The 15706-nt window shown below is 46.7% G+C and carries 18 protein-coding genes; 9 read left to right on the top strand and 9 right to left on the bottom strand.

The genetic code is table 11. From position 1 onward, the window contains the following. Positions 1-69: 69 nt before the first annotated feature. The 5 genes from UC14_RS20025 to UC14_RS26755 form a co-directional block, all read right to left on the bottom strand. Positions 70-603, bottom strand: coding sequence for a cysteine hydrolase family protein (locus tag UC14_RS20025; RefSeq protein ID WP_112152619.1), 534 nt, complete (start codon positions 601-603; stop codon positions 70-72). Between the two features lie 529 nt (positions 604-1132). Beyond that, on the bottom strand, positions 1133-1753 hold the full coding sequence (locus UC14_RS20030) for a bifunctional 2-polyprenyl-6-hydroxyphenol methylase/3-demethylubiquinol 3-O-methyltransferase UbiG (RefSeq protein ID WP_112152618.1): 621 nt from the start codon (positions 1751-1753) through the stop codon (positions 1133-1135). Between the two features lie 2 nt (positions 1754-1755). Then, entirely contained in the window at positions 1756-2019 is a 264-nt protein-coding gene (locus UC14_RS20035) for a hypothetical protein (protein ID WP_112152617.1), read from the bottom strand. A 273-nt stretch (positions 2020-2292) separates the two neighbouring features. Continuing rightward, complete coding sequence (locus UC14_RS20040) at positions 2293-2745, bottom strand: GNAT family N-acetyltransferase (RefSeq protein WP_112152623.1); 453 nt, start codon at positions 2743-2745, stop codon at positions 2293-2295. Between the two features lie 700 nt (positions 2746-3445). Then, entirely contained in the window at positions 3446-3586 is a 141-nt protein-coding gene (locus tag UC14_RS26755) for a hypothetical protein (RefSeq protein ID WP_157962136.1), read from the bottom strand. A 68-nt stretch (positions 3587-3654) separates the two neighbouring features. On the opposite strand from UC14_RS26755, the gene UC14_RS26760 reads away from it, so the two are divergent. The 4 genes from UC14_RS26760 (at position 3655) to UC14_RS20060 (ending at position 6389) form a co-directional block, all read left to right on the top strand. Next, positions 3655-3939, top strand: a complete 285-nt coding sequence (locus UC14_RS26760; protein ID WP_157962138.1) for a hypothetical protein — start codon at positions 3655-3657, stop codon at positions 3937-3939. Between the two features lie 560 nt (positions 3940-4499). Next, a complete protein-coding gene (locus UC14_RS20050) occupies positions 4500-4970 on the top strand; it encodes a GNAT family N-acetyltransferase (protein WP_112198286.1) in 471 nt (156 codons plus the stop codon). A gap of 204 nt (positions 4971-5174) precedes the next feature. After that, positions 5175-5627, top strand: a complete 453-nt coding sequence (locus UC14_RS20055; protein ID WP_013578391.1) for an acyltransferase — start codon at positions 5175-5177, stop codon at positions 5625-5627. 228 nt (positions 5628-5855) lie between these two features. Beyond that, positions 5856-6389: a GNAT family N-acetyltransferase gene (locus tag UC14_RS20060; protein ID WP_112198287.1), complete on the top strand. Its 534-nt coding sequence runs from the start codon at positions 5856-5858 to the stop codon at positions 6387-6389. Between the two features lie 171 nt (positions 6390-6560). Here the strand turns inward: UC14_RS20060 and UC14_RS20065 are convergent, their stop codons facing one another. Next, on the bottom strand, positions 6561-7103 hold the full coding sequence (locus UC14_RS20065) for a DUF3916 domain-containing protein (RefSeq protein WP_112198288.1): 543 nt from the start codon (positions 7101-7103) through the stop codon (positions 6561-6563). Positions 7104-7444: 341 nt separating this feature from the next. Beyond that, on the bottom strand, positions 7445-8878 hold the full coding sequence (locus tag UC14_RS20070; RefSeq protein WP_112198289.1) for an MFS transporter: 1434 nt from the start codon (positions 8876-8878) through the stop codon (positions 7445-7447). Positions 8879-9007: 129 nt separating this feature from the next. Here UC14_RS20070 and UC14_RS20075 point away from each other — a divergent pair, with 129 nt between their 5' ends. Beyond that, a complete protein-coding gene (locus UC14_RS20075) occupies positions 9008-9388 on the top strand; it encodes a helix-turn-helix transcriptional regulator (RefSeq protein ID WP_112198290.1) in 381 nt (126 codons plus the stop codon). A gap of 206 nt (positions 9389-9594) precedes the next feature. Further along, positions 9595-9744 (top strand): hypothetical protein, encoded by a 150-nt coding sequence (locus tag UC14_RS27155; protein WP_232829712.1) that lies wholly within the window; start codon positions 9595-9597, stop codon positions 9742-9744. 129 nt (positions 9745-9873) lie between these two features. Here the strand turns inward: UC14_RS27155 and UC14_RS20085 are convergent, their stop codons facing one another. Continuing rightward, positions 9874-10515 (bottom strand): TetR/AcrR family transcriptional regulator, encoded by a 642-nt coding sequence (locus tag UC14_RS20085; RefSeq protein ID WP_112198291.1) that lies wholly within the window; start codon positions 10513-10515, stop codon positions 9874-9876. A gap of 71 nt (positions 10516-10586) precedes the next feature. On the opposite strand from UC14_RS20085, the gene UC14_RS20090 reads away from it, so the two are divergent. From UC14_RS20090 to UC14_RS20100, 3 genes are all read left to right on the top strand, one after another. Then, complete coding sequence (locus UC14_RS20090; RefSeq protein ID WP_112198292.1) at positions 10587-11321, top strand: SDR family oxidoreductase; 735 nt, start codon at positions 10587-10589, stop codon at positions 11319-11321. A 136-nt stretch (positions 11322-11457) separates the two neighbouring features. Continuing rightward, positions 11458-11697 carry a hypothetical protein gene (locus UC14_RS20095; protein WP_232829713.1) on the top strand — a complete coding sequence of 80 codons (240 nt, stop codon included), beginning with the start codon at positions 11458-11460 and terminating at the stop codon, positions 11695-11697. A 193-nt stretch (positions 11698-11890) separates the two neighbouring features. Continuing rightward, positions 11891-13135 (top strand): acetylxylan esterase, encoded by a 1245-nt coding sequence (locus UC14_RS20100; RefSeq protein WP_112198293.1) that lies wholly within the window; start codon positions 11891-11893, stop codon positions 13133-13135. Between the two features lie 127 nt (positions 13136-13262). Here the strand turns inward: UC14_RS20100 and UC14_RS20105 are convergent, their stop codons facing one another. Next, the gene (locus UC14_RS20105) at positions 13263-15695 is read right to left on the bottom strand and encodes a type VI secretion system Vgr family protein (protein WP_112198294.1); all 2433 of its coding nucleotides are present in this window, start codon (positions 15693-15695) and stop codon (positions 13263-13265) included. Positions 15696-15706: the final 11 nt, after the last annotated feature.

Below are 15706 nucleotides of genomic sequence, written 5' to 3' on the forward strand. Positions count from 1 at the left end.
TGTTTGTCCCCTGAGTGCCAGGAGCGAAAATCAGCCTTTTTAGCCGTCCTGCGGACGGCTCTTAGTTCATCAAAAGCTCCAGCCCGCCGCGGTCGAAAGCGACACGAACGGTCCGGCAAGCGTAACATTGTGATGTTCAATGATTTCATTTGCTGATAAATGATCGTTATCCATTGTTGTATGCGCATCTGAAATCAGCACGGTCCTGAATTCCAGTTCCGACGCGGCTCTACAGGTAGTGTCCACACAAAATTCTGTTTTCATCCCGGCGATAACCAGCTGCTTCACACCTCGCTGGCAGAGTTGAAGCTGCAGGTCGGTATCGCGGAAACAGTTGGGGTACTTTTTAATAAAGACGCTATCCCGCTCAGCGTTAACGTTCATTTCGGGTATCAGCTGTGTTAACGGACTCTGCTCTGAGAAGGGGGAGTCATCAGGTCCTGTGTGGCGGGCAAAAAAGACGGGCACCTGAACCTGCCTCGCTTTTGCAATCAGCAAACAAATATTCGACAGAACAGCTTCTGCGCAATGCGGAGAGGCCGGGCCACGGAAAAGCCCCTGCTGCATATCAATAACTAAAAGTGCATTATCAGATGAAATCACGATGTGTCTCCATTCAGAATGTTATGAACGGAGAAATTTTCTTCCCCGTCCGGTTTGGCGGGGAGTGAGGATCTGTTTTGTCAGGAGCCAGTCACAGATACGCCCACACCGCCGCAAGATGCGGTGGTGGTGACTGTCATTGTTGGCTGAACTGACTTAATCATTTTCTAACCTTCATTTATGACTTATTCATTGAATATCAGGAACAGGAAACAGAAGGGATCATAAAACTGCTTTTTTCTTATAACATCAAATAAATATCGATTTCAATATATAATCTGAACGAAGCGCTGCCTTTGCTGCCCGATATTTACCGTGCAAAGGCGCGGGAAACCAGCTTCCGCCCCTCGTTTATAGCGGAAAGAATCATCATTCTGACGACCTGAATATACTCAGGCAGGTTAAAAGAATTTAAAAATGTTCAATCAGATGATCCAGAAATGCCCGAGCAGCAGGATTCGAACTTTGATTCTCATTTTTATCCCGGAACCTCAGATCCTGAAAATGGGGGACGCAGTCCCCTTTAACATTAGCGTTTTTTAATCACCGCAAAATAACTTAGCCACTGCTTGCCGGGGATGTTTTCCGCTGCGTCAATGACGGTTTCGGCCTCAAACTCATGCAATGACTCAACGATAAAGCGTTCACGGAAGGTCTCAAAAATCTCATCAGCGTTAACACCTGCATCGATCCCGGTTTCTTTTTTGCAGGCCATAACATAAAGTCGGCCATTATCGCTGAGTAATTTACTCACGATATCCAGGTAAGCAGCCTTTCTCACCTCATCGCCTGAAAAAATATGAAACAGCCCACTGTCAATAATGCTCCGAAACTTCCGATCCCAACTGCCAATAGTGAAAAAATCTTTAACCATAAAGTCGATGTTAAGACCCGCTGCTTTCGCCTTCGCGGCAGCACGCCCGACCGCCTCTTCGACAAAATCAATCCCGGTAACCTGCTCACCACGCTTAGCGAAATAAGTGGCAAGCGTACCCGTGCCACAGCCAATATCTAAGATTGGCCCACGTATATCAGAGGCGCTTTCGATGAAAGGTTTTTGCGGGCGACCGATATCCCACACTGGCTTAGCATTATCGACATAATGCTCTCTGAACCCTGCGTGATGTGCTTTACTGTCGATGATGGTCATGATTATTTCCCTTCCTTGTAGTCACTGATATAGGCGTTAGCACCTTGTGTTCGGGCAGTGCGTTCGTCCGGATTTACTTCCGCCTGGACTTCATGCTCCATACGCTGGTTATACATCTGAATAGCGCCATCTAATGCCCTACGGATAACAGCCCCCAAAGGCACATCGATCCCTAATTCATCCTCTAATTTTTCCTTCCAGTCTGTGAAAACCTTCAGTTGTTCATCGGTTAATCTTACGGTTACTACATTATTTTTTCTGCTCATGTTTTCCTCAGCGTCAATCCGTAATTGATGTATACAATGTATACATTGTTTGCAAAAGAGGCAACCTGTGATTTTCTTAAGGATGACCTATTGCCAAAGTTCGCGGTATTAAACATGATTAACGGAGGTGAGATCAGGCAGATATGACATAAAAAGCCGGTATTTGCAGGTCACTAAATGAGAGGATGTTGCGAGGTCTGCTCCTCGCGCGTAGCAGGTATGACAATTCTTTTTTCTGGTGCCAGGCGCGGGCATCAGGATCCATTAATGCAATTAGCACAATGTTTTTGCGAAACAGACGGCCTCTTCTCTGCCTGTGTATGGACCATAATTCTCAATACGGACATACCCATTTTTCTTGTAAAAATTTACGGCCCGATGGTTGATATGTCGGGTTTCCAGTCTCAGCTCGAGATATCCCATTTCTTTTGCGGAGATTTCCAGGAAAGTGAGTAAAGCGTTACCCACGCCTGGCACACTTCGGTCTGAAAACATTCTTTTAAGCTCGGCTATATTTTGCGTTAATGGCCGGATAGCACCGCATCCTATCGCATCGCCATGAGCATTCTTTGCCAATACCCATAACGCTTTATCACCATTCATTGCATCAACAGTGAAATTGCTTTTGCCGTTATCACCCGTAATAGCGGCAAGTTCAGCTGACAGCATCTCGATTAATCGATGGGATTCTGAAGAAAATGGATCTGATTTCTCAACTGTTATCATGGTCATATCCTACAAAGTGATTCTCACCAGCATAGAGTATCCTGCCTGGAAAAGCAGCATCCCGAAACCGGTGACGGGACAACTCTGATTTCTGGCTATCCCGGGGATGCTATGTCCGCTTCACGCCCTGAGACATTCGACAAGCTTTTTATGGCTTCTGTAAGGACGACTTTCGCACTTCCAGTGCCAGCAGATATTTCGCTCAAAGTTGCCTGTCATGCCTGCTTAAAAAACAGGCTTAACGCAGGGTATTGTTCGGTTTCCAGGCAAGCCCTACAAAAGCAGAGTGAGGTCATTTGCGTTGAATCTCATCACTGCTGGTTTTAAATTCACACGTAATCATTTCCCTTTATGTTTATTAAGTTTTTTTGACAAAGCAATCATTCTTCATATTGAATTTAGCTTTTACAATAACTGGAAGAATGGATTGAAAACGGATTATTTAACTACCCACGTAAACAATACATAAACAAAAAAAATAAAAATTTAAAATAAATCACCCGCTCAACAACAATAAAAAACTCGCAAGGAAATATAATATTACATTATTAAATAAAGACCTCACAAATCGGTTGCTATGTTTATTCTGCAAGGTTATTAGGCATTCTTTTACCAGAAATAGAACCCCAACTTTTGACAATGAGGTTTTAATTATGAAAGTAAGCAGAATTGCAGCGTTGTTATTTATCTCCTTTACGGGTTATCCAGAGCAGCGGAACCACTCCATCACTTCAATACATCTTCTGTTGACCATCTGATTATTCTTGCAGGCGATGGCGGAGCAGGGGGCGCAGGTGGAACCGGAGGAAGCGGTAGCGATAATGGTGGCGATGGTGGTCATATAAATCCCATGCTGCCAGATCACACGATCTGACAGTTTTTATAACACGCAGTTGAGGAGACTTCTTTGTGAATATGAATCTTAAATTAGTAGCATTTTTGTTTTGTACTGAGTTTTGCTTGTCGGGTGCAGTACATGCTGAAGATGCAATAACGCAGAACAGTACAGCCACAATCCCTGTGTCAGCAGACCAGGCCAGTTCCCTTAAGGCAGTGACGGTAAAATGCGGGCATTCTGGTAAAGATGGGCAGCCAGGTAAGGACGGTAACAACGGGCAGGGCGGTAAAGGAGGTAAAGGAGGTAAAGGTGGTGCGGCTGGTAAAGGCGGCGCGGCCGTCCCATGTAGCAATTAAGGTAAGCGCTCTCAGGCAAATAGTGTTTTTCCAAAAAGGTGCTGCTTATGCGTCTGAAACTAATCTATATATTTACAGCTCTCGTTTATTTGGCGTCAACATCGTTCGCCCATGCGGACGCATCGTCCAGATGGTCATCAACGCAACACAACGTTAATGGGTTCGTTCTGGTTGATGGTTCTCCCGGGGCAAATGGAGGGCCAGGTGAGTCCTGTCTCAATTACACCGAGTACGCACCATGCTGTTGAGGAAGAAGTTGCTCAAAAAATATTGTTTCAATGCGAGCGTCAAAAAGATGCAATTGGTTGGCCTGTAAGTTGTGGGGCCACGGTAAACGTCCATCGTGAAAGCAACCGGAAACAAACAGTTAGCCACAATCAGTTCCGTTAAAAAATGATATAGCCTGATTGGCAGCCACCTGGAAAGCTGAAAGTATCCTACGTTAAGCCAGTTTTTAAAGCAGGCATGACAGGCAGTTGAGTGCCAAATTCGGACCTTGCGTGGCAGGACATTTGTGGTAAATGTATGCTATTCAGTTCCTGATGACGTGTGTGAGGTAAATGGTGCTAGCAAGATTACGGATTATAAGTGAAACCGAGAAAACACAACTGTGGGACTTACTTTCAGACTACCTTCACGAGTTGAGCCAATACGGTGAAGTAAACATTGAATATCCATTTTTTAGCAGCTATTGGACTGACGCAGCTCGCTGGCCATATTTCATCGAAAGCGGCGAAACTGTCGTAGGTTTTATTCTTGTCAATACGTGGTCTCCATCTGGAAAAGGTACAGATTTCGGGTTGGCTGAGTTCTACGTGCTCCCACAATTTCGTGGCCTGAATATTGGTAAAAGTGCTTTCAGTTCACTCTTGAATCTTCATCCAGGCAGATGGGAACTCAGCGTGATGCCGGATAATGAAACCGCAAAAAAATTCTGGAGTCAGTTAATATATTCTTGTGGTGTGTTGAATAAAGAGACAGCAGAACGTGGAGGAAAATTAAATTATCGCTTTGCCACAATCGTGGCATAAAGTCTGCTTTTCACTCTCAGCGGATTCACTGATGCTTGCTGATGTCCGCAGCGTGCCATTTGCGGACGTTCATAAGGTATGTAGTCATAATCCAGCGAAGCTATGCGGGATCATTTGCATTTGAATCTGATGCTACTCGGAGGCCAATCAGGCTTGCTTGAGCTATTCTGATCCTGATTTTTCTTAAGTAAGGATACTTCTCATATGCAGGTTACTGAAAGCGGCATTCGTGATGTTGTACAAGGCGAAAATGTCAGGGTGATAATGCCAGTAAACATCTATAAATGTGAATTAGGCGACGATGTTTTTGTAGGACCATTTGTGGAGATACAAGGAGGATGTGTCATAGGCAGGGGAACCAAGATCCAGTCCCACACTTTCATCTGTGAAAACGTCATCTTAGGTGATGACTGCTTTATAGGACATGGCGTAACCTTTGCTAATGACCTTTTCAAAAGTGGCGGCCCTGATTCATCTGCTGAGAACTGGATTCATATTAGTTTAGGTAATGCCGTCACAGTTGGGAGCGGAGCAACAATTCTCACAACAGAAATTTGCAGTGGTGCAGTTATTGGTGCTGGTAGCGTGGTCATAAAGCCTATAAAAGCTAAAGGGATTTATGCGGGTAATCCTGCGAAGCTTTTAAGATTACTTTAGTTATTTTATCTCACTGTGCTTGGCGGGTTTCATACTGTTCCGAACACGTCTGTTCCTCGCTCTCAGCAGACCTTCAGCGTCAGGTGTTTGTCTGCTGCGTGCCAGAAACGGACGTTCCCAGAATGGTGGCAATTTGTTAATCACGTCTTGTTTTCTACGATAAATATTCATCTAATTGCCAAACCATAATAGCTTTTTCCTCATAATGATTTCAGACAAGGAACATACGTGATTCATTTAAGAAAAGCTCAATACAGTGATGCCGATGCAATTGCACATCTCCACGCAGCCGGATGGCGAGATACATATGGAAATGTGATGTCTTCAGACTTTCTCGAAAATCATGCGCAAAATGAGCGTTTTTCCCACTGGCAGTCTCTGTTGCACCAGTGCAACCGAGATGTGGCTGTCTTTGTAGCAGAAAATGAAGAGAACATTGAAGGGTTTATATGTGTAATGCTAAAGAAGGACGCTCAATGGGGGGCGTATATTGACAGCCTGCATGTCAGTTCTGCACTGCGAGGCCAGGGCGCAGGAAAAAAATTGCTCCATCATGCAGCAGAGTGGGTATGCAGCGAAGATGCTAAGTCACCACTTTACCTATGGGTTTTTGAAGATAACGTCAGGGCAATCAACTTTTACCAAAGGCTAGGCGGAGTTATTACCGAGCATACAGTATCCGATATGCCTTCATCAGATAATGCCCCTGTATTCAGAATCAGCTGGAAAAATGCCGTTCAGCTTGTTATGAGTACCCGCTGACTCCTTCTTTCAGCCAATTTGAGAAGGGATATTCAGGGAAGGTCCGTTCCTCGCTCATAGCGGTCCTCCAGCTTCGTTAGCTCATCCGCTACGTGCCAGGAATGCACGTTAGACAAAAGTAGAATCTCCTTTTATAGGAGTTTTATTTCCAATCAAATGAAAGCAACTCTCTTAAGTCACCTGACCATAATACCAGCGTTCTCCCGTGAACCATTCATCCCGGTCCTCGCTTCCATAATATTCGAGTGTGATACCTATTTCCTGTATGTTAGCTGGTAGAACGAGTCCCCACTCAGCAGCAAGGCTACGATCTTTGATCAAAGAAGAAGCACCATTCTCAGAACGATCTTCAGTTATGAAGCCTTGATAATATTCTTCGGAGCGATAAAGACAGACCTCACTTGTAAACATATCCGGAAGACATACAACAGCGGTAATCCGCGGACTGTAATTCATACCAACAGTGGCCGTTATAAGGTTTGAACATGCGTTAATTAAAGCTTGTGCACAAGCTGCTTTGGTTTTAATCGTGCTGTATTTTCCCTGAATGAGATTAATTTCAACTGGAATTTTGAAATTCCAGTAATGCTCATCTTCTGAAAAAATGCTACGTTCAGGGCTATGAAAAGTACCAGCCCAACGATTAAGAGCTTTTATGCGTCGGGGAATATTTCTGACTTTGGTTCGATGATCTCTGTTAAGTCGCCTACTCATGAATAATTTACCTATTAGCTGCTCAAACGTTCACGTTGTGCTCCTACACAAGAGCATTCTATCCTAAGTTGTTCAGCTTATCGTTACGTCTGCAATTTAACGTACTGCAATCGGCTTACGAGAATTTATGTCCGTTCCTCGCTCACAGCGGACCTTCGAATCAACTGGCTAGTCCGCTTGGTGCCAGAAACGAGCATTCACATGCAGGTCAGTACAGCAGCATGTTGAAATTTTCGCGCACCTCCCAGCGCAAGCTGCAAATTAAAAGACCCGCCATACAGCAGGTCTTCCACATTAATACTTTTCATCTGAAGCCATCGGCAAAGGATACTGATTTTCTGCTAGGTTATTTCTGCTGGCAAATCAGTTGCAGCTTTGCAAGGTAACAGGCAGGAAACAAAAAGCCCTGCAATTTGTCCCGCTGCAGCCAGATAAAATGCAATTTGTAAGGCATTTTGGAGACTGTTTGTAGAGTTCACCTGATGCAGACTTACGGTCCCGCTTCCGGATAAAGCAACTAACAGAGCAATACCAATAGCGTTACCAACATTCAGCGTTGTAGAAGCCATACCTGAAGCAACCCCTTGCTCGTAATGCTTTACGCCTGAACCAGTAGCTACCCACATTGCCGTCCAGACAATTCCCTGGCCTATTCCTGAAATGACAAGTCCCGGTAATACGCTTAAATAAGATGCACCTGAATAGGCTGATGGAACCAGTGCCAGCGTACCCGCAATTCCAGTTAAAAAACCGGCCAGTAAAACTTTGCGTAACGACAGACTATTTGCAAGTCGGGCTCCGAATTGCGTTCCGACAAAAATTGCCAGCGAAGGAGCTATAAACGCCAGGCCGGTCTGCAAGGCGCTGTATTCCATAATGTTCTGAAACATAACTGTCAGAAAATAAGGCAGAGCACCGAAGGTTCCCATATAAATAAACGTGATCACCATGCCTGTTGTCAGACTTCGATTCCTGAATAATCGTACCGGCATTAATGGGTCAGGGCTGCGAAATTCTATGGCGGCAAACGCCAGCAGAAATACCACTGACAGACTCAGTGATAAGAGAATATGCTCTGACAACCAACCCTCTTCAGGCCCCTGAACCAGAGCATAAACCAGCAGAATTGCTCCTGTGGTGACTGTCACAGCGCCCGGCAAATCGAAGCTGCGGCGCTCTTCCTGGAAACTGTCCTTCGGTAACACAAAAAAAGCGGCGCATATTGCAATCGCTGCCAATAAAACATTGACGAAAAATACTGACGGCCAGCCATAGACACCTGTAAGTATCCCGCCCGCGAGCGATCCCAGTGTAAGACCACTTGCGCCTGCGCCGCCCCAGACTGCCAGTGCCCGGTTGCGCAACGGCCCTTCCTCGAACAGTCTGTTTATAAGCGAAAGCGTGGCAGGAAAAAGTAATGCCGCGCCTATACCCTGTATGGCTCGTGCAATGACAATGACGACAGGACTCCACGCTAATCCACCTGCCAGTGAGGAGAGCGCGTAGAGCCATAACGCACCGATAAAAACCCGACGTTGCCCCAGAAGATCTGCTGCTCGTCCACCGAACAATAAAAATCCCCCACAGCATACCGTATAAGCACTGACCACCCACTGGAGCGTGTGCTCCGAAAACCCCAGTCCCGATCCAATTTCCGGTAGTGCTACAAACACAATATTGATATCAAGGGAGTATATGAGTTGGGCAAAGGCAAGCAGCGCAAGGCTGAGGTGTTGAAAGCGAGGGGCACCTGATTCCCGTAAGGCAGTAACCATAAATAATCTCCAAATGAACTAATGTTCGAGTACATGCGTACATTTAATGTATGTATGTACTCGTACATTAGTCAATCGATAAAATTTAAAGTATAGTGTTGGCATGTTTACAATCTGCTGAGAAACCCCATGCTTTCTAAACACCCTGATGCGGAACAAATACGTCTTGAAAATGTGCTGACAGCTTTGGGGAATCCATTACGTCTGACGGTGGTTCTGGTGCTGGCGGGCGGCGGTGAGCATGCTTGTAGCGCCGTGCTGAGTGGGATTCCTAAATCGACGCTGACTCACCACTGGCGTGTCTTACGGGATAGTGGCGTTATCTGGCAGCGCCCTTTCGGGCGCGAAAATTTACTATCGCTGCGCCGGGAAGATCTTAATGCTCGCTTTCCCGGGCTGCTGGATGCTTTGTTGGGTGCTGTGGAAAACGACGCACTGACACAGGAATCAACAACCAGGAATCTGCCGATGCCATCCACAGAACAGAAAGCACGCGCAGAGGAGAAGTAAAAGGAATTGAGCGCGTACTTCCGCTCCTCGCTCAAAACTGCCTGTCATTCCTGCTTAAAAAACAGGCTTAACGTAGGATATTTTCCGTTTTCCAAGCGGACCCTATTTACTGCCCCAAATATTCTTCTGCCAGATCGAGGCCGGATGATTATGACGGAGAATTTCACAACATACGTAAATCAATCCCGGCGTTCAAAAGCCACGATATGAATGACCACGTGATCTACACCGGTACGCTCAGTAAAACAATTATGCCTGCTATGCGTATCGGCTGTATGGTAATGCCACAGAAGACGATAACGCGTTTTAACGAACTCAGTGAAATGCCTGAAACAGGTCTGCCGTTGCTGTCGTAAAAGATCCTTGCGCAGTTTCTCAGCGAAGGACATCTTTACTGGCATGTTAAAAAGATGCGCTTACCCTCTATTAGTAGCGTCGCCGCATGATGCTTGAGGCAGTTGAATCGAGCGTCCATCTATCGCCGCTCAGTCACGCCCGGGCTTTCTAACCGCTTCCAGATAAACCGTGCACATCAGCACTAATTGCGCGTGAACGGCCTCAGCTTCAGCGGGGAAAAGACTTCGCTCGAACACGCTACGAATTGTCCCGAAGATAACGTTAAGAAGTGTGAGACTGACGCCTGGTAGATCAGTGAAAGCGGCATCAGACGCACTCGCGAGCATCTCGGCGGTAACGGTGTCGACACGTCGACTGAATTCCTCAATCAACGGGCCGTTATCCAGTTCCGCAATGGAACGGTAAAGAGCCCGGGTAACTTCAGGTCGCTCCATTTTGGCATTCCAGTAGCTTGTAAGAAGTGCTTCGACCATCTGGCGGATTGGCGCTCCATGTCGTGCCGCGCAGGCGATTTCCACCTTATCTGCCAAAGCATCCATGTAGCGCTCATTCAGGGCATAGAACAAAGCCTGCTTGTGCGGAAAATATTGATACAGGGTGCCGACCGAAACCCCTGCGCGCTCAGCAACGCGAGTGGTTGTCAGCTGGTAAGGCCCATCAACCAGCAAAACCTGAATGGTCGCCTCAAAAATTGCATTCAGCGTAGCCTGAGCACGGGCCTGACGTGGCTTTTTACGGGCATTTAGATGGAAAGGCACTTTCGACGACATAAGCGAATTCTCAAACCGAACAATCCTTCAGATAATAGCAGCACAGGCAGCTCATCGAAGAGGGATCAATTATGAATAATACAAAACGCATTGCGCTCGTCACGGGCGCGAACAAAGGTATTGGAATGGAGATAGCTCGCCAGCTCGCGCGCGCTGGGGTGTTCGTCATCATTGGCGCTCGCAATATGGAACGCGCCAGAGCTGCGGTCGCTGACCTGGCTTCTCAAGGGCTGAGTACAGAGTCCCTGCGGATAGATCTCAATGACGCTGCTAGCATTAAAGCGGCAGCCGAATTGATCCAGACGAAACATGGCAGACTCGATATTCTCGTTAATAATGCCGGCATCGTGGATACACAAGACGGGCCGCCGAGCATGGCCGCACCTGAAGCAGTTCGTCGCATCATCGAGACTAACTTCATTGGCACACTGCAGGTGACACAGGCCATGCTGCCTCTGCTACGTAATTCTGTGGCGGGTCGGATAGTCAATATGTCCAGTTCTCTCGGCTCACTGGAGCTTAATGGAGATCAAAACTCAAAATTTTACGCCGTGCGCCTGACTGGCTATAACGCATCTAAGGCGGCACTCAATATGCTTACCGTTCTGCTTGCGGAAGAGCTACGCGGAACATCGATTGTTGTCAACTCTGTCTCTCCTGGCCATGTGAAGACGGATTTGAACGGACATCAGGCAGAGATCGAAGTTGAAGATGGTGCGAAGCTACCGGTCGAGTACGCGCTTCTTGGTGATAACCCGGCATCAGGTCAGTTCATCGAAACACCGAACAACCAAATCCCGTGGTAATTCACAGAGTAATGGAGAAATAGTCTGTAAAAATTTTAATCACTGATGCCAGCGGATTCATCGTCATAATGTGATTGCCCTTGCTCGCGGTGATATCCAGGCTGCGAAACTTAGCGCTAAGGGCATTCGGTAGTCGGTGGGCGTAGACGCATTTGGCGAAGTGATGCCGGAGTTTGCAAAATGGGCGCTGAATGCGGCTAATTTTACCGAAGTGCTGTCGATTTATGGCGGACACTTTCACGATATGCTGTTCCATGGTGTCGGTTTCCCGGAAAAACTGGAAGCAATAGCTGTTAACCAGATCCCGGTTACCACTATTACGGAAACCGGGGAGAAAGTGCCCTTGACCTGCTCCCCGTGGAATAGCGCACTCTGATTTTAGTCATACTTCCATTGTGTCATAATTGCCTCTGCAAACTTTATAGCCGGTAGGTCCGCTCTTCACTGGATGTGTCCACATCGGCTGCGATCACTCAATTGCCTTTCTATCCACCTGAGGGATAATGCCGTCGTCGGTATGAATTTGCTGACCACCATTACGGGGAACACCGTCAGACAGGGGGAAGATTATGAAAAAAACTAGCAACATATTTTATGGTCCAGAAGGGGCCAGTCCCAATTATGATGAAGAGAAAGTCGCACCATATGAACTACCTGATTTATTCTTAACTGTTGCTGGTGAGCAGGTTTCTTCATTTGACGAGTGGTTTTCAGTAAGAAGACCTGAAATATTAAGTGCCTATGAAAAAAGTATTTTTGGAACTTCACCTTTACAGGCTCGAGTTAGCTTTCGGAAATCCGGTCCAGAAAGAGTGGATGCTACAAAAGGCATAAGGGCTCAGCTTTATGATTTGTATCTGGATGATAAAAATGCCCTTCTGGCACAATTTATAGTTTTCACCCCATTGAATGCTAAGGAGGCTGTTCCTGCGTTTCTCGGTCCAAATGTATTGGGGAACCAGTCACTGACTGACCTGTTTTCCCTTCCGTTATCTATTTCATGGGTTTATCCACGTCCTGCGCTTGGTATCGATGCTACGGGATATGCAACAGTAGAATCTGTCGGTGTGCATAGTTCCAGATGGCCTCTCGATATGATCATTAAACGGGGCTTTGCAGTAGTTAGTTTCCATTACTCAGACCTGTTTCCTGATAAACCAGGTGGGAGACCAGAGAGCATACAGCCACTCTTTGACGTTTCTTCCAATAGAGCATATTCATGGGGAGCGGTAGCAACATGGGCATGGGGCATGATTAAGGTGATGGACTGCCTTAAAGATATCGATGCAATTGACGAACAGAAAGTCATCGCTACAGGGCATTCAAGGTTAGGTAAAGCTTGCCTATGGGCCGGAGCTCAGGACAAACGTTTTGCGGGTGTCATTGCTAATGAATCGGGTGAGGGTGGTAGTGCGATTTCGCGCCGTAAATTCGGGGAAAGAGTTTCTGATATTGTGAGGCACTTTCCACACTGGTTTAACGATGAGTATTGTTCGTTTGTGGACAATGAGGAGAACATGCCTGTTGACTCTCACTTTCTCATTAGTCTTCTGGCTCCTCGTGCGGTATATGTCGCAAGCGCTGAGGATGATTTATGGTCCGATCCGAAGGGAGAATTTGCAGGACTAGTTGGGGCTTCGAAGGTATGGAAGTTATACGGTAATATTGCCGATCTTTCCTCGTATAATGAAATGCCACTAACCGGAAAACCGCTGTCCGAAATTTTAAGTTATCACGTCCGTTCGGGCGGGCACGATATAACAGCCTACGACTGGAAACAGTTCCTTGATTTTGCTGATAAATTTATTAAATAAAAACAACTTTCAGCAATGATCACCATTGGTGATCATTACTGACCATATTAATCGTCATAGCTAATCTAGACATTTTCGGACCGTTGCTGATCTGATATAACGTCCGCCTCTCGCTCAGAGCTGCCTGTCATGTGTGCTTAAGAAATGGCCTTAGCGTAGGATATTTTCCGTTTTCCAAGCGGACCCCTTTAAGAGTAAATCCTCCGCTATAACCTTTTGGGAATTCAAGCTTAGGAGAGTCGAGACTTGAGGAGCCCATTTTCTGTACATTAGCGGCTTTCAAAAGAATATTACCCGGCGCACCCAGCTCGATATTACCACCGCTAATCTTGATGTAGGCCCCTGCGCAGTTAAGTATCAATTCCTGGCTGGCATTCACCGTCACTTTTCCTTCCGTGCTGGTGATAGTCACATCTTTTTGAGCTGATGCAGCGAGTTCATCCGCCAGTGCCCGAATATCGACTTTGCCATTACCGGCAAAAAACTGCATTCCTGTACTCTGCGCAAATAGGCTTACGGTATCCCGGGCTGAAACTGTGAAGGACTTACCGCTGCTTATATCCGTGTTTCCGCCCGACACCACGGCAATGCTTTCATTGCCCGATGCCACACGTATGGCTTTTGGACTTACGAGGCCAATGCCGTCTGGGGCTGATATGACAATACCCGGAGCTTTCATCTTGCTGAGCGACTTATTCAGTGCCTGCTGGAAATCTGTATCACCTGGCGTTGCCTTTGCTGTTTGTGCTGCTTTCGACATGCTCCGGGCTAGTGTGAGCGCCTGCTCAAGCTGGGCTATCGCATCGTCCATTTCCAGCATTTGACCGCTGGCTCCCGGCTGCGTATCAGCACTAATAAATAAACCCTTCCCGCCGCGTATCGCCCCCCATTTATCGGTTCTCAGCTCAAACCCTTCACCGCGTTGTGTTTTGTTTGCATCGACGTTATGCCCAAGGTTCAGCTGGGTTTTGCCGCCGTATTCCGTACTGAGTTTTATATGCTCTTCGCCGCGTTTATCTTCCATACGCAGCTTGTTATTTGCAGGGGTACGGATAACGTTGCGGGTATTATTGGCTTCTGTCACATGGTCGGTGTGGCGTGAATCGTGCAGGGCATGGGCGATATAAGGGCGGTCGGGGTCACCGTCATGAAACGCGATCGCCACTTCGGTGCCCTGGATCAGCGGGAAGTGAATACCATACACATCGCCACCGTAAGGTTTGGCGAGGCGGACAGGCATGCTTTCCTGGCCCTGTGCTTTATCATCCTGATCGGCATCGAATTTAACACGGTATAAACCGGACGCATCCTGCCAGGCGTAGATATCGTTGGTTTTCGCGCTGGTGACGCGTGCCATCATCGTGCCGCTGACTTTTGGGCGCGGCTTAAGAGCAGGGCGCCAGCACAGGGTTTCGCTGTAAGGGACTGCGCTAAACCCTACATGCAGTGGCGTAGAGCGACTGGCCCAAAACCGTAATCCAGTGATGACGACCGGTGTTTGCCATACAGAAGGAAGTGAAGATGGAATATCGCTATCCATCACAGTCAGAACCTCTAACAAACGCAGTGAAGCATCTGTACTGCTCCCCTGTAATTGAGTTTGTGCAGCCAAAAATCTTTCATGTTCAAGGCGTGCCCAGAAATTACCACTTTCTGGTGCTGGCGTCGTTGCATCTCCACGTGTTAAGTGACGGGGCTGGTACTGGTACACGTCGCCATACGTTATTCCATCCCCATCTCCTCTGGTCATATCCGCTCGAGAAGAAAGCAGAGAAAGTTGAGCCTCACGGTGGTTGTAATCTTTAGCTTGCACTGAGGATTCAACTACTTGATGTCGCTGGGACAGCCCCCAAACAGACTCGACGCCGTTATCGTTCATTCCTGCCGGATTACCCAGCGGAAGTGTTTTACCAAACACATAACAGCTTTGCTTATCTCCCAGAATAAGTACTTCGGTCTGTGTGTCTTGTTGTAATGCAAAAGTATAGAAAATTCCTACTTCAGACATCAGGCGCTCGATAAAATCTCTGTCGCTTTCTCCGATTTGGTTGATTTGTTCACGTATCGGATAACTCTGCTTTAGCTTGAACTCAAATTCCCAGCCTTTAAAATTGTGCTCACATAATATTTGCTCTATGACTTCTGGAATTGATTTATTGAGAAAAAAGCGATGAGTGCGTTTTTGCTTATCTAATAATGCAAAAAAAGGTTCAACAGTTATTTGATAATGTGCTTCATCAGCGGAACCTGACACTCGAGTGAAATTTGTTACTACCCCGTGGACTACTTTTTGAACTTGGGCTGCCGACAGACCTGGCATCAGTGCACCCGCTGTTTGCATTATCAATGTAGTGCTGCGGTTAAGCATTGCTTGCTGGCTAATGTCCTGGTTGGTACTAGTAAAGTCTATTTTATAGCGATATCCTGAGCTTACGAATTCTTGACCAGAAAAAGACTCAACATCCAGGCATGCTTCGCAACCCTGAACATCAAGATGGTAACGATTGAGACTTATGGAAACGGTTTTTTTTGCATCGGATAATGTGTCGGTAATATTCATTGTTCTTCCTC

This window comes from Rahnella sp. NRRL B-41462 (assembly GCF_003263525.1).
Lineage (GTDB): Bacteria > Pseudomonadota > Gammaproteobacteria > Enterobacterales > Enterobacteriaceae > Rahnella > Rahnella aceris.